Raw genomic sequence first — 13211 nt, 5'->3', positions numbered from 1 at the left:
CAACTTGTGCAAGTTCTGCACAACGCGGCGGGGTGATCCCCGTCGCGCGGCGGACGCACGGATTGTACTAGCGTAGCGTCATGATCAAACCGCGCACCGTCGCCCACTGCGTTGTAGCCGCCGCCTTGGCGTACGCCTGCCATTCCGGCGTGGGGGAGTTTGGGAAGCTCGGCTACCAGCACCCCGAGTACCCCTACTCGGTACGCTACTCGGATGAAGCGCGGCAGCTCCTCATGCCCGACGACTGGCAACTCGACAACTTCTACGATCGCGGCCACGGGCTCGTGCCCAAGACCGGCGACGACTACGAGGCCACCCTGTACTTGGACGTCAACGGAGACGGGAAATCGGATGACGTGGGCACCGTCCCGCTCTTCGACCTTCGCTTCACCCATCGCCGCACCACAGCTGTAGTCTGGCTCCGCACCGTGCCGATTGAGCAGCGACTACGCGACAAGGAGTTGCGGGTCCTGATGGACGGAATCGTGTCAGGCATTTCCGGCGGCGGCTACCGAACCGTGGAGCTGGAGGGATCACTCTACGAAACCAACAACGAACAGCGCTACGCCGCGAAGGTCGTACGTTCGATGAACGGCAAGCTAGCAGGAAGAGATGCCTACGCCGTGGTGGTCGATGTTTCGAACGTCGACCGGCTGAGGGTGGACCCCAAGGCGGTGGAAGCGAGGGTCATGATCGTGCTCGCGCGCACGGGTCTCGAGGAGAGAGTCAGTGGCCGAGTGCGCGACAAGTTCCCCATCCTGCTGCTCGCCGAGTACATTGGTGTACCCTCGGACTTCGACGCAACGTTGCCTGACTTCGTGGGATTGCTGCGACGGATCACCTTCGGCGGTCACGCGGGCTTCACGCTGGAAGAGGCGCAGAAAACCGAGCCCGTTGACGCGTCTGCTCCACCGGTCGAGGCGCCGCCGCCCGCTGTTCCTGAGTCCGTGGCGGATGGCGGCGTGCCGGCAGACGCGGCGCCAAGTGTGGAGTAGGCGCTACCCCAGTCGCTCCAGCACGGCCCGCGGATCGATCCGGCCCTTGAACCAGAGGATGCGTTCGGCGCCGGGGAAGCTCCGGTCGGCGGAGCCACGGCGTTCACTGGCGCACAGGATCCAGCTGCGCTCCCCAATGGCGCGCAGCTTTTCTTGCAGGTACTCCGGCGTCCAGTAGCCGACGATCTCAACGAGCACTCGGCGGCTGTCGTCTTTGCGGTGGCGGAGCTCGAAGTCGGGGAACACCAGACGGCCGCCGATGGACAGCGCCGTGGGCTCCCGCACGATGTCCCAGCTCTTGCTGGCTCGGCACATGTCGCGCACGAAGCGCTCTTCCAGCGGGCTCTCGAAGGGGGGCGGCACGCCGGAGACGAAGATGGGATCGCTTTGGGTGAGGAGGAGCTGCTGCGGGTCGGCGTTTCCCAGATCCACGTCCGCAACCAGACGAAAGCTGTCGCACCAGGCGAGGCGCGGCACCAGGGAGGCGAGGGCGCGACCGTAGACCCGGGTGTGGCGGAAGAGGGCGAGGGGGCCGGACACCTCCAGGCGCACGGCGTCGCGTTGGGCTTCCGTCGCCACGCACAAGAGGCCGACGCGCTGGGCGTGGCGCACCACCTGCCGCGCATGACCCACGAGCTCCGCGCTCACGCGAGTGCTGCGCGCCAGGAGCGAGCCAGCGAGCTCTTGGTTCGTGATCCGCGAGAGCTGCCCTGGCGTGAGCTCCGTGGGCAACGGCCGCACGCGACGCTCACTGGGCAGGTCCGCGAACAGCGAGCCCGCGAGCTGGTCCTCCCCGATGCCGAGCTCTTCCGAGACCTTCGCGAGCGCTGCCTGCCCGTGGCGCGCGGCGGCTTCGAACACCAGGCGTCGCGCGTCCACCGGGGGCACGGCGGCCTCGGTGCGATCGTGCGTCATCTTCTCGAGCACGCAGGCGACGGCCTCCAGCTTCTTTTTCGGGGGCGCGGGGGAGAGGGGCTCCCGCAGCCGCGCCGCCAGCTCCGCGCGGCGCTCGCCGGTGTATCGCGCGTGCTCGTCGAGCAGGGCAGCGAGCCAGGGCTCGTCCCGCTCCGACAGCCAACGCGGGAAGAGCTCGGAGCCGACGGTTTCACAGGCCAAAGCCGAACGGGGCAACAAGGCTCTTCCTCCTTTCACTCGATTGGCGCGCTTCCGCGGTGGACAGCGTGACCAGCTCGTACACGCGAGCGCGCTTGCCGGGGCGCGGCCGGAGCAGGCGGCCGATGCGCTGCACGTGCTCCCGCTCGCCCTGGGTGCCGCCCACGATGATGGCGACGTCTGCGTCGGGCACGTCGATGCCCTCGTTCAAGACCCGGGCGCTCACCAACGCGCGCAGCCGACCCTCGCGAAAGGCGGTCAGCGCGCTCTCGCGCTCCCGCTTCTTGATGTCACAGGTGATGGGCATGATCAGGTGCTCGCGAGCGATGGCATAAGCGGTGCGATTGTCCGCCGTGAACACCAGCACGCGACAGTCCCAGCTGTCGCGCAAGAGCTCGCGCACGGCGCGAGACTTGCCCCGCGTCCAGGCCACCAGGGTGCGCATGCGGCGCCACGCTGCCAGCGCGTCCCGCCCGTCCTGGGTGCGCGACGCGACGCGGGTGAAGTCCGCCCAGCTGCCGGCGGGCATGAGCTCCCGGAACTGCCGGAAGATGTCGCGAAAGATCTCTTGGTCTGCCTCGTAGCGACGTCGCTCGTCCAGGTCCAAGGAAAGGCGGAGCACGAAGATCTCGAAGTCCGCCAGGTAGCGCCCGGCGAGATCGTGCACGCCCAGTTGCTCCACCGTGGGGCCCACCAAGCGGCAGAGCACCTCGCTGTTGTCCGGCGGCGTGGCCGTGAGACCCAGACGCGCCGGGGCCGCGCACATCTCCAGGGCTTCTTCCCGCAAATAGCCGCCGGCGTGGTGGGCTTCGTCCACGACCAGCAGGCCGAAGCGATGTCCGATGCGGGGCATGGCGCGGAGCGCACTTTCGAAGGTGGCCACGGTGATGGGCAGCACGCTCTTGTGGCCATCGCCCAACACGCCGATGGGGCCGGCGTACACCTTGGCGATCTCGTCGTGCCACTGGTGCATGAGCGCGCGCGTGGGAGCGATGCACAGCGCCGAAGCGCCCAGATCCGAGAGCGCCGCGATGGCGACGCGGGTCTTGCCCGCGCCGGTGGGCAGCACCACGACGCCGCGCCGCTCTGCGAGGTGCCACGACAGCAGCGCGCTCTTCTGGTACGGCCTGAGCTCGGGACGTTGACATTCGAGCGTGTCGATCGCGAGCACGTCGTCCTGGAGCGAAAGCCGCCGCGCGACGATCGCGGCGCACAGCTCCGGGTGTCGATGGGCCGGCGCGCGAAAGGCGCCGACGCGCGGGTCCCACAGCACTCCAGGGAGCGCTTCCATCTCGGCGGCCGGAGCGCTGCCGTCGAGGAGCAACGTGCCGCGATCGAAGCGCAGCCGAATTTCGGGCGGTGACATGGCTTGTGGGGTTCGTCCCCACCGGGGGCGAGTTCACGAAAAAATCGAAAACCGACGGGTGGGGCCGCCCGAACGTCGCAGCACGCCGTCGCTCTTTTCGCGGCGTTTCCGCGGCGGACCAACACCCAGAGGAAGATTCCGGGGAAGGAGCTCTCCCCGTGCTTCCGTAAGACGAAGCTCGGGGTACGTCGAAAGGTGGCACTGATGAGGTTCGCTTGGCTGATCATGTCGGGTGTGTTGCTTGCTTCCGGGGCCGCGGCCGCCCCCAAGCTGAACGTGCAGAAGAAGCCCGGCGCGTTCGTGAAGAGTCATGCTCTCGCCATCCAGCTCGCGTTTGCGGAGGCGAAGGGCGCGCGCGCGGCGCTGAAGCTGTCCGCCCTGCGCGCAGCCAAGGCGTCCGCGCTGGAGAAGAAGCTTTCGGCTGCGCAGCGCGCCGCGCTGGCTCGCGTGGGCGCCCGCGTGCTGGCGGAGATCCACGCCGCGCACAAGGCCAAGAAGCCTTTCCAGTTCAGCCCCAAGCTGGTCGCCGCCATCCGGAGTGACGTGCAGAGCCTGGGCAGCAAGGACGCCGTTGCCGTGGGCGCCCTGGTGCTGCTCGCGACCATGGATCAGAGCGCCAGCGCGCTCCAGAGCGCGGCCCAGAAGGCGCAAGACACGGACGCGGCCGTGGCTCGCTTGTCGTCGTCCGTTCAGAAGGTGAGCGCAGCGCTGGCGAGCTGGGGGGCGAGCCCCAAGCGCACCGTCGGCTGGCTCGAGGCCAACGGCGCCGCCAAGAGCGCCAGCATGACGAAGCCGCAGGCCGAAACGCTACGGACTCGTCTGCAGACGGAGCACGACCAGGTGGCGGACCTCTCGTCCAAGCTCGCGTACGAGCTGCACGGTATCTCGGAGGATAACAAGAACGCCGCGCAGGTCGCTGCTGCCAACGCCGAGGAGTCGGAAGAGTCCAGCAAGTCGATCGTGGACAAGCTGAAGTAGCTCATCTTTGTTGGTGCGGCGCGAGCCCCGTCGCGGGATGCGCTACACTGGTGCTCGCGATGAGTCGCCGCTTCTCCTTCGCCGAGTACGTCGTGCTGGCGGAGGACGCCGCCGTGAAGCTCGAGTTCTTGAACGGGCAGGTGTGGGCCATGGCCGGAGGCTCTCCGGAACATGCGGCGGTCGCGGGGAACGTCGTGGCCTTGTTGAACGTGCGTCTGGCGGGGAAGAAGTGCCGGGTGTTCACCTCGGATCTGCGGGTTCGCATCAAGGCCACCGGCCTTGGCACTTATCCAGACGTGAGTGTCGTGTGTGGAAAATTGGAGATCGATCCGGACGATCCCACTCAGCAGACGGTGACCAACCCGTGCGTGCTGGTGGAGGTGTTGAGCCCTTCGACGGAAGACTACGATCGCGGCGACAAGCTTGCACACTATCAGCAGATTCCCTCGCTGCAGGAGATCGTGTTCGTTGCTCAGGGGCGGCAGCAAATCGAGGTCGTACGCCGGGAAGCGGACGGCTCTTGGTCTCGCCATGTGTCAGGGGAAGGCGAGTCCGCCGAGCTATCGAGTCTCGGGGCCGAGCTTCCGGTCGCGAAGGTGTACGAAAACCCGCTCGCGGATTGACTCAGCGGCGTAGAAACACGCGCTGCTCGCCGATGCGGAGGATTGCGACGCGCTCGGCGTCCAACGCGTGGCGCTTCATTGCGCTGCGGAGCGCACGCAGGGCGTCCCCAGGTTCGTCCTGGCCATTGACGAAGGTGTCGTAGTGCATGGGCACCATGCGCTCGGCCCCCAGCTCGAGGAAACCGCGGACGGCCTCTTCGGGATCCACGTGGGACTTCTTCATGAAGCTCCGCGGCTCGATGGGCGAGATGGGCAAGAGGGCCAGGTCGATGTGGCCGAAGCGATTGTGGGTCTCTTTGAAGTGCGGGCCGTAGGCGGTATCGCCGCCGAAGTACACGGTGACGCCGTGGTACTGGATCACGTAACCGGTGAACGCGCGCTTCATCCAACCGATGTCGATGCCGTAGCGCATGCCGTTGTGGACCACCGGCACCGCGGTGATCCGAAGGCCGTCGAGATCCACGCTGTGCCAGCGAGGGAGCTCCATTGCGGGGAAGGAGAAGTCCGTCAGGTACACCAGGCCGTCCTGGGGCATCACCAGCGTGCGGATCTTGGGCTCCAGAAGCTCCAGGCTGCCGAGGGAGAGGTGGTCGAAGTGCAGGTGGGAGATGAGCACGGCATCCACCGGCGGCACGTTCTCCGCGGCGAGGCCCGGCTCCGAAAGCCGCGCGCTGAGCTGACCCACGGCGTTGGTGAACACCGGATCCGTGAGGATGATCTTGTCGTCGATCTGGATCAGCACCGTGGCGTGGCCGACCCACAGCACCGCGAGGTGGGCGTCCTTCCGCACGGGCTCGGTGATCTTGTTCGGGACGCGCGCGGGCGTCTCGAACACGGGCGCAAAGAAGCGCCCCACCGGCACGATGCAGCCGCTCGAAAGCAGCGCGCACAGGAGCAACAGCGCTCGCCGCATCAGAACGCCCGCACACTGAGGGTGGTGAGGTAGCGGCGGGCGTCGAAGGCCGGAGCCACCGCGAAGCGCATCCCGATGAAGCCGTACAGCACGTAGCTGCCAAGCTCGTAGGCCACGGCGTCTTCCCCGGACAGCGTGCGGAAGTAGTAGCTGCCGAGGGACAGCGAGAGGTTTTCGCCGCGCTGGACCAGCGGAAAGTAGGAGCGCACGCCGACGCGACCCGACCAGCGATCCCGCGCGCTGCCGTAGGCCAGGTATGCCGGCGCGGCGAACAGCTCGATGGATCCGCTCTGGCGCGTGAGAGGCTCCACCACGAAGCTCCGCCAGGGCGACAGCCGCCGATGGATCCCGAAGGAGTACAGCACCGGCGTGAGCTGCCACGAGAGCCCGAAGCGCGCGCCGTCGCCCGCGGCGAGCTCCGGACTCGGTAAGAGCTGCGTCACGAGCCAGGGCAACGTGGGCCGAGGCGCTGGCCGATCCGACGCCATCGCCCGCGGAGCGAGCGTGAGCACGCCCGCCGCCGCGAGCACGCCGAGCGTCAGTGCACGCGCACCCAGGTGCCCTCGCCGCGATCTCCGCCGGAACGTACGCTGTGCCATCCGTCGGGAAGCTTGGGGTCGGTCCAGCCGAACAGCCACTGGGCATCTTTCACGGAGAGGTTCACGCAGCCGCCGCTCTTGGGCTCGCCGAAGCGATCATGCCAGTAGGCGGCGTGCAGGGCGAAGGGCATGTGGAAGAACTGCGTGTAGGGGACCTCGGATAGGTAGTAGCTCATGCGCTTCGGGTCCGGGGACATGGTGGTGGACAGGTGCTTCCACTCCATGCGGAAGGTGCCCGTGGGCGTCGTGTACTTGCCGGGCTCGCCGTTGATCCGCTTGTAGCCATTCATGCCGGGCGAGATCAGCGTGGCGAACACCGCCTGGCGGCCTTCGTAGGCGACCAGGGTGCCGCGGAAGATGCTCACGTCGATCCACTTTTCCCCGGGCGCGAGCTCGAAGCCCTTCGGAGGCTCGCTCTGCACCACCGTGGCGTCGTCCTCGCGGATCCAGATGCCGTCGTCCCGGGTCTCGAGGTAGCGCACGCTGCGGCTCCGGCGCACGTGGCCCGTGAGCCCCACCCACGCCAGGCGCTCGAAGGTCGCGCCGGTCTCTTCGAAGTGGCCACCTTCGGCGTCCTCCACCTGGGTGAAGTCCGCCGCGGGCACCACGCCGCTCGGCTCGCGCTTCGCCGTGGCGTCGCTCACGAAGCGGAACTTGGGCCGCGGCTCGCGGCGGATGAACGCCAGCGGCAGGCGCCGCACGTGCTCGTCCAGGTGCACGCCGGCGAAGGTCGCCGGCTCGAGCGGGACTACGCGGTCCTTCGGTACCAGCAACAGATCGCTGGTCAAAAGCCAGCTCCGCCCGTTCGCGAAGAACTCGTCGGTATAGGCAATGCTGGAGCGCGTGGGGACGCGCCCGGCGCGCACGCGCGGGTCCCCCGGCGTGTTCACCTGTGACCACGGCGACACGGCGCCATCGGCGAGAAACCCTGGGACGCTCCCCGTTGCCGGGCGCAGGTCCACGCCCGCGAGGGTCGAGGGCACGTGCTCGGGATCCTTCCGGGCCTTGTCGACGCGTCGCAGGTGCCGTTCGAGATCGTACTCGCTGCGCGCCTGCTCTTCTTCCGTGGGCAGCCGGCGATACAGCGGCGCCTCGCGAGACTCGGCCCAGCGGTAGGGCGCCGCCGCCGAGAAGTCCCCCTGGTGCTTTTGGATCGCGGCGAGCAGCGGATGGCCTTCGATGTCGAGCGTGGTGCTGCGATCGAGGCACACGTAGCCTTCCGGCTCCACCGCCACCCAGCCCCCCGCGCAGCCGTTCGTGCCCACCGGCTTCGGCTGCTTCAGATCCACCCAGGTGCCGATGTGAATGGCGCCGATCTCCGGCGCTCCGGGCGCGGGCGCGCTACGGATGTAGACCTTGGGAGAGAGCGCGGCCACCGCCGGCGGCTTCTTCGGTAGCTGGTAAAGGATCGCCGTGGGCTCCGGCGGAGCGGGAGCCCGACTGGGCTCCGGCGGCACTTCCGCGCCCGCGGGCTTCTTGCCGCAACCCGCCATCGCCAGAGCCAGCCACAAAAGGGAACGCGCGCGCATCTCGCGCGGAGCATCGCCGCCGGCGCCAATCCCGGGCAAATTCCGGGTGTTTGTTGGTCCGCCGCGGAACCTCAGGCTCACGGGTCTTACCATGGTACGCGATTGGTATGACCGCAGCGAAGCGCAAGATCTCCGTTTCCCTGGATGCCGAGCTGGTCGCGGAGCTCGAAGCTTCTGAGGTTGCGCTGTCTACACAGGTGAACGAGGCGGTGCGAGATGCGCTCGCGCGGCGACGGCGGCAGCGCCTCCTGGGCGAGCTACTGGCGGACTTGGACCGACGCCACGGAAAGGTCGCAGAGGCTACCATCGCCAAGTACGAGGCGCTGCATTCATGAGCCGATGCTTGGTCCTCCATGCCGAGGCCATGTCTGCGCTTGGCGGCCGCTCTACCAAGCGCCAGCGGGAAGTCCGGGCAGCCATGAGCGCGGCGTTCCGCCTTGGGCGCGAGGTCGTCGTGCCGGCCGTCGTGCTCGCTGAGCTGTACCGCGGAAGAGACCATGACCAGCTCTTGGATGCCTGTCTATCTCGCGAAACGGGCGAAACGGGCATCTACGTTCGCCCGACGGATCGCAGCATGGCGCGTCTGGTCGGGGGCATCCTCGCCGCCGCAGGCGTTGGTTCTACCTTCATGGTCGACGCCCATGTCGTAGCGGCTGCCGTTGAACTGGGCGGCGGCGTGGTTCTGACAGCCGACGCTGGCGACCTCCGCAAGCTCTCCGCGCCCTATCGCAACGTGACGGTCGTGGACATCGGGTAGCGGCGAGTCGCGTCGCCGCCGGGTGGCTCAAGCGTAAAGCTCGGAGACTTGAAGCTTTACTCCGCAGGAGAGCGCGATGACGTCGGTTGGACCGTACTCCTCGAGTTGAAAGCCGTCCGGCGTGCGGCGATGCACCACGACGCGACGTTCCGGTTGCGCGACGATCACGTACTCTTGGAGGCTGGCCAAGGCCTTGTAGCGCTCGGCCTTCGTGGTCTGGTCGGTGCCGGCGGTGGATGGGCTGAGCACCTCGAACAGGGTGGACGGATTCGTGAAAGCGTTCGGATCGTCCGGTGCGGTCGACGGCGCACCACAGACGATGCTGAGATCCGGGAAGTATCCCGCGTTGTGCGCGCGGATCTTCTGATCGGAGCCATAGGCTTCACAGCGCTTCGGCAGCTGACCACCCACATGAAGCGTCAATCGCATCACGACTCGATTGTGGGCCGGGGTTCCCCCTGCCATCGCGTAGACGATACCGTCGACGAACTCCAGGCGGATCTCGCTCGCCTCGAGTCGCTCCAAGTACTCCTGATAGCTGCAGGTGGGCAGAACTGGTTGGGCCATCGGGTCTCCGAAAGCGTAGCGCGAGGCGTCTAACGGCGCCGCCGCAGCAGCACCGCGGCGCCGAGCGCCAGGAGTGACAGCGCGCCTCCGGGCGAGGGCGCGCCGCCCGTGGCGCAGCCGCCGCAGCCGCTCTTCGGCGGCGAGGACGGCGTGGGGTTCGGCGGAGGCTCCGACGCCGGAGTTGGTTTCGGATCCGCAGCGGGCGTCGGCTTCGGGTCGCTGTCGGGGGCCGCCTTGGCCTGCGCGCTCGCCTCGGTCACGTGGCACGGCTTCGCGGACTCGAGCTTCAGCGTCTGCAGCACGGCGTCTCGTGGGTCGTCCTTGGGCAGCTGGAATACGCGCGTCGGAGCAGTGTCGCACTTTACGACCTTGTCGCTCTCGAACAGCTTCTTCAGCTCCGGGTCGTTGAATTCGTCCTTGCCCGGCTTGTAGCTCTTCTTCCACGCGTCGTAGTCGGTGCGCTTCATGGTGTAGAGCTCGGTGTTCGCGCTGCGGCGGCCGATGGTGAGCGGCGCGTTGGCCTTCACCTCGGCGACCTCCACCGTCGGCGCGCCGTTGGACGCGCTGTACGGGTAGGCCAAGAGCACCGTGTCCGGGAAGGCTTCGACGTTCTGCACCTGGAACGAGAAGCTCACGAACTTCTCGCCGTCCGGCGGGGGAAGATCGGCGTGGGCGGCGGTTGAAAGGGCGGCGGTCGCGACGAGCGCGAGGGCGAACACGGGCGTGCGCATTGCCGAATGATGCACGATGTTCTTCGGGACGCGAAGGGTGGCCGCGCGGTTTCCGCGTTGCAGCGACAATATCTCTCAGGCCAGGGGGCGATGCTTGCCCACCAACAGGTAGGTGCGCATGCCGCCCTTGCCCTTCACCTCGATGGTGCCGCGGGGCTCGAGGTGGAACTGGCGCTTGAGGCGCTCGTAGCTGCGTTCGGTGACTTGAATGTCCCCCGGGTCCGCGTGGGTTTCCATGCGGGCGGCGGTGTTCACGGTGTCGCCCCACAGGTCGTAGGTGAACTTCTTGGTGCCGATGACGCCGGCGGCGACGGGCCCGGTGTTGATGCCGATGCGGACCTGGAGCCGATCCCCGGTGGGCGTCTCCAGGTTCTCGACGACCTCGCGCATCTCCAGAGCCATGTTGGCCACGAGAATGGCGTGATCGCTTCGCGGCGTGGGCAAGCCACCGGCCACCATGTAGGCGTCGCCAATGGTCTTGATCTTCTCGAGGCCGTACTTCTCCGTGAGGGCGTCGAAGCGAGAGAACACCTCGTTCAGCATTTCCACGAGCGCCTTGGGGCTCATCTGGGCGCTCAGCGGGGTGAAGCCGACGAGATCCGCGAACATCACGGTGGCGTCGCGAAAGCCCTCGGCGATGGCGGTCTGGTCCTTCTTGAGCCGCGCCACGATGGACGCCGGCAAGATGTTGAGCAGCAGCTGCTCGGCGTTGTCCCGCTCGCGGCCGAGCTCCTGGCGCGCGAGGAACTCGCCGGCGCGCAGCTTGTACGCGAGGCGCGCGCCCACCACCACGATGGCGCTGGCGCTGGTGACGTAGAACAGCCCCTCCAAGAGCCAACCGGAATCCCCGGCGCGAAACACGGCCAAGGCCGCGCCCAGGTACAGAACCAGGATGCTCACCGTGAGCGCGAGCATTTGCTTCATGGTGTACGGGAACAGGAGCCCGGTGCACACGATGAGCAGCACCAGGCTGCCGTGGTCCGAGCCCCACCCCAGGCCGAAACGGAGCAGCGGAACCAGGATGTAGACCGCGGTCACGAGAGCGAGGGCGATGGACAGCCAAAAGGCGTGGCGCTCGAGCTTGGGAGCGTAGGTGAGCAGCGAGAACGTGATGCTCACGGCCACGATGGCGGCGCGCGGCGCGAGCCACTGGGCCAGCGCCTCCGTGCTCATGATGGCGACGAGGAGCGACGAAACGACGTGCACTCCCGCGTACAAGAGCCCCGCGATGCGCAGCCGGCGGAAGGTCAGGTTCTGGACGTCGCGAGCGAAGGCGTCCACGAAGGCCGCGCCCGGCTCGGTCTTGGCGATGACCGAGCGCACGGATGCCGGCAACAGCTCGGACGCCGGGGGATCGATCACGTCCAGACGACTGGCTGCTTTTCGTCGTGCCAGCTCTTGGCCAGGGCGCCGTACTTTTTCTCGATGGCGCTGCGCTTGAGCTTCAACGTGGGCGTCAGAAGGCCGTTCTCGATGGTCCACTCGTCGGAGATCACGGCGATGAAGCTCAGTTGCTCGTGCTGATTGAGGGAGCCGTTGACCTCCTTCAAGTAGCTGGCGAGGGATTGCCCGATCCGCTCGCGCTCGCTCTTCACCTTTTCGCGTGCCTGCTCCGAGAGCACCACCATGCCCCAGGGCTGCGGGAAATCCCCGCCGGTCACGCAGGCGAGCTCCACGTCCGGGTGCAGCAAGAGCTCGTTCTCGATGGGCGCGGGGGCGACGTACTTGCCCTTGCTGGTCTTGAACAGCTCCTTGACCCGACCGGTGATCTTCAAGCGGCCTTGCTCGTCGATCTCGCCCTGGTCACCGGTGTGGAGCCAGCCGTCCTCGTCCAGCACCTCCCGCGTGAGCTCCGGCGCCTTGTAGTACCCGAGCATGTTGCCCGGGCTCTTCACCAAGACCTCGCCCTCCTCGCTGATCTTGCAGGTGACGCCTTCGGTGGTGTGGCCCACGTAGCCCACGCGCACGCGGCCTGGCTTGCTCATGTGGGAGTAGGAGAAGTTCTCCGTCATGCCGTAGCCCTCGAGCAGCTCGAGGCCCAGGGAGCGGTACCACTCGATGAGCTGCGCCGGGATGGGCGCGGAGCCCGAGCCGGCGATGCGACAGTGATCTAGGCCGAGGCCCGAGAGCACCTTTCGCCGCACGACGCCGCTCAAGATGGGGACCTTGAGCATGAGGTTCATGCGAGCGGGGGGCATCTTGGCCTGCACGCCGAGCTGGAACTTTTGCCACAGCCGCGGCACCGACACGAACAGCGTGGGGCGCGCGCGCTTGAGATCTTGAACGAAGGTGTCCAGGCTCTCGGCGTAGAACACCTGGAAGCCGGAGAGCAACGCGCCCGTCTCCACCACGTAACGCTCGAAGGCGTGGGCCAACGGCAGGTAGGACAGCATGCGGTCCTCGGTGGTGATGTCGAAGGCCTTCACGATGCCGCGGCCGGGCTCGCACATGGAGCGGAAGCTGTGCATCACGCCCTTGGGAACGCCGGTGCTGCCCGAGGTGTAGATGATGGTGGCGAGGTCGTCTTCGTTCGGGGAGGGCTCGCCGGAGAGCGGCTCGGTCTTCTCGATGACGTCGTTCCAGGTCGGCACGTCGAGGGTGGGGGACAGCGGCAGGGTGATGCGGCGGAGCTCGGTGGGAATGCCGGGCGCCATGGCCTCGAAGCCGTCCAGCTTGCCGATGAAGATCAGCTCCGCCTCGCTGTGCTCGAGGATCTGCCGAATGCTCTCGGCCGTGAGCGTGGGGTAGAGCGGGACGGACACGTGGCCGGCCATCCAGATGGCCAGATCCGCGAGCATCCACCAGGCGCTGTTCTTGCTGAACAGGGCGATCCGGCTCTTGTCCGGAAGGCCCAGGGAAACGAGGTGAGCGGCCATCCGCCGTACCTCGCTCATCGCTTCGGAGTAGCTGAGCTCCCGAAGGCGTCCGCCCCCCATCGGCTGCGTGAGCCACAGGGCGTCCGGCCGGGTGCGCTCGAGCTCGTAGACGTGATCGAGCTGGGTCTTCATCGCAATCCCTCTGCCCGCGCTTCTAGCACGGG

Annotated in this window: 14 protein-coding genes; 5 read left to right on the top strand and 9 right to left on the bottom strand. The window is 67.4% G+C overall.

Going from position 1 to position 13211, the window contains the following annotated elements:
• The first annotated feature begins 80 nt into the window (after positions 1 to 80).
• The gene (locus H6717_18385) at positions 81 to 995 is read left to right on the top strand and encodes a hypothetical protein (GenBank protein MCB9579004.1); all 915 of its coding nucleotides are present in this window, start codon (positions 81 to 83) and stop codon (positions 993 to 995) included.
• A 3-nt stretch (positions 996 to 998) separates the two neighbouring features.
• On the opposite strand, the gene H6717_18380 is transcribed toward H6717_18385, so the two are convergent.
• Both H6717_18380 and H6717_18375 read right to left on the bottom strand, forming a co-directional pair.
• Positions 999 to 2129, bottom strand: coding sequence for a DUF790 family protein (locus H6717_18380; GenBank protein MCB9579003.1), 1131 nt, complete (start codon positions 2127 to 2129; stop codon positions 999 to 1001).
• Positions 2101 to 3474: a DEAD/DEAH box helicase gene (locus H6717_18375; protein ID MCB9579002.1), complete on the bottom strand. Its 1374-nt coding sequence runs from the start codon at positions 3472 to 3474 to the stop codon at positions 2101 to 2103. The genes H6717_18380 and H6717_18375 overlap by 29 nt, the downstream gene beginning before the upstream one ends.
• Positions 3475 to 3678: 204 nt before the next feature.
• On the opposite strand from H6717_18375, the gene H6717_18370 reads away from it, so the two are divergent.
• Both H6717_18370 and H6717_18365 read left to right on the top strand, forming a co-directional pair.
• A complete protein-coding gene (locus H6717_18370) occupies positions 3679 to 4452 on the top strand; it encodes a hypothetical protein (protein ID MCB9579001.1) in 774 nt (257 codons plus the stop codon).
• Positions 4453 to 4511: 59 nt separating this feature from the next.
• Positions 4512 to 5075: a Uma2 family endonuclease gene (locus tag H6717_18365; GenBank protein MCB9579000.1), complete on the top strand. Its 564-nt coding sequence runs from the start codon at positions 4512 to 4514 to the stop codon at positions 5073 to 5075.
• 1 nt (position 5076) lies between these two features.
• On the opposite strand, the gene H6717_18360 is transcribed toward H6717_18365, so the two are convergent.
• Genes H6717_18360 through H6717_18350 form a run of 3 tightly spaced genes read right to left on the bottom strand, consistent with a single transcriptional unit; the run spans position 5077 to position 8116 of the window.
• Entirely contained in the window at positions 5077 to 5988 is a 912-nt protein-coding gene (locus tag H6717_18360) for an MBL fold metallo-hydrolase (protein MCB9578999.1), read from the bottom strand.
• Positions 5988 to 6518, bottom strand: a complete 531-nt coding sequence (locus H6717_18355) for a hypothetical protein (GenBank protein ID MCB9578998.1) — start codon at positions 6516 to 6518, stop codon at positions 5988 to 5990. Before H6717_18355 ends, H6717_18360 begins: the two co-directional genes overlap by 1 nt.
• Before the next feature lie 8 nt (positions 6519 to 6526).
• Positions 6527 to 8116, bottom strand: a complete 1590-nt coding sequence (locus tag H6717_18350; GenBank protein ID MCB9578997.1) for a L,D-transpeptidase family protein — start codon at positions 8114 to 8116, stop codon at positions 6527 to 6529.
• A 107-nt stretch (positions 8117 to 8223) separates the two neighbouring features.
• Here H6717_18350 and H6717_18345 point away from each other — a divergent pair, with 107 nt between their 5' ends.
• Positions 8224 to 8451 carry a type II toxin-antitoxin system CcdA family antitoxin gene (locus tag H6717_18345; GenBank protein MCB9578996.1) on the top strand — a complete coding sequence of 76 codons (228 nt, stop codon included), beginning with the start codon at positions 8224 to 8226 and terminating at the stop codon, positions 8449 to 8451.
• Positions 8448 to 8873 (top strand): VapC toxin family PIN domain ribonuclease, encoded by a 426-nt coding sequence (locus tag H6717_18340; protein MCB9578995.1) that lies wholly within the window; start codon positions 8448 to 8450, stop codon positions 8871 to 8873. The genes H6717_18345 and H6717_18340 overlap by 4 nt, the downstream gene beginning before the upstream one ends.
• Before the next feature lie 27 nt (positions 8874 to 8900).
• On the opposite strand, the gene H6717_18335 is transcribed toward H6717_18340, so the two are convergent.
• The 4 genes from H6717_18335 to H6717_18320 form a co-directional block, all read right to left on the bottom strand.
• Positions 8901 to 9440, bottom strand: coding sequence for a Uma2 family endonuclease (locus tag H6717_18335; protein MCB9578994.1), 540 nt, complete (start codon positions 9438 to 9440; stop codon positions 8901 to 8903).
• A gap of 29 nt (positions 9441 to 9469) precedes the next feature.
• On the bottom strand, positions 9470 to 10171 hold the full coding sequence (locus H6717_18330; GenBank protein MCB9578993.1) for an MYXO-CTERM sorting domain-containing protein: 702 nt from the start codon (positions 10169 to 10171) through the stop codon (positions 9470 to 9472).
• A 75-nt stretch (positions 10172 to 10246) separates the two neighbouring features.
• Positions 10247 to 11095 (bottom strand): adenylate/guanylate cyclase domain-containing protein, encoded by an 849-nt coding sequence (locus tag H6717_18325; protein ID MCB9578992.1) that lies wholly within the window; start codon positions 11093 to 11095, stop codon positions 10247 to 10249.
• Positions 11096 to 11529: 434 nt separating this feature from the next.
• A complete protein-coding gene (locus H6717_18320; protein MCB9578991.1) occupies positions 11530 to 13179 on the bottom strand; it encodes an AMP-binding protein in 1650 nt (549 codons plus the stop codon).
• Positions 13180 to 13211 lie beyond the last annotated feature (32 nt).

This window comes from Polyangiaceae bacterium, assembly GCA_020633235.1.
GTDB lineage: Bacteria > Myxococcota_A > Polyangia > Polyangiales > Polyangiaceae > JACKEA01.
The sequence above is the reverse complement of the archived record's forward strand: the minus strand, read 5'-3'. Positions and strand labels throughout refer to the sequence as shown.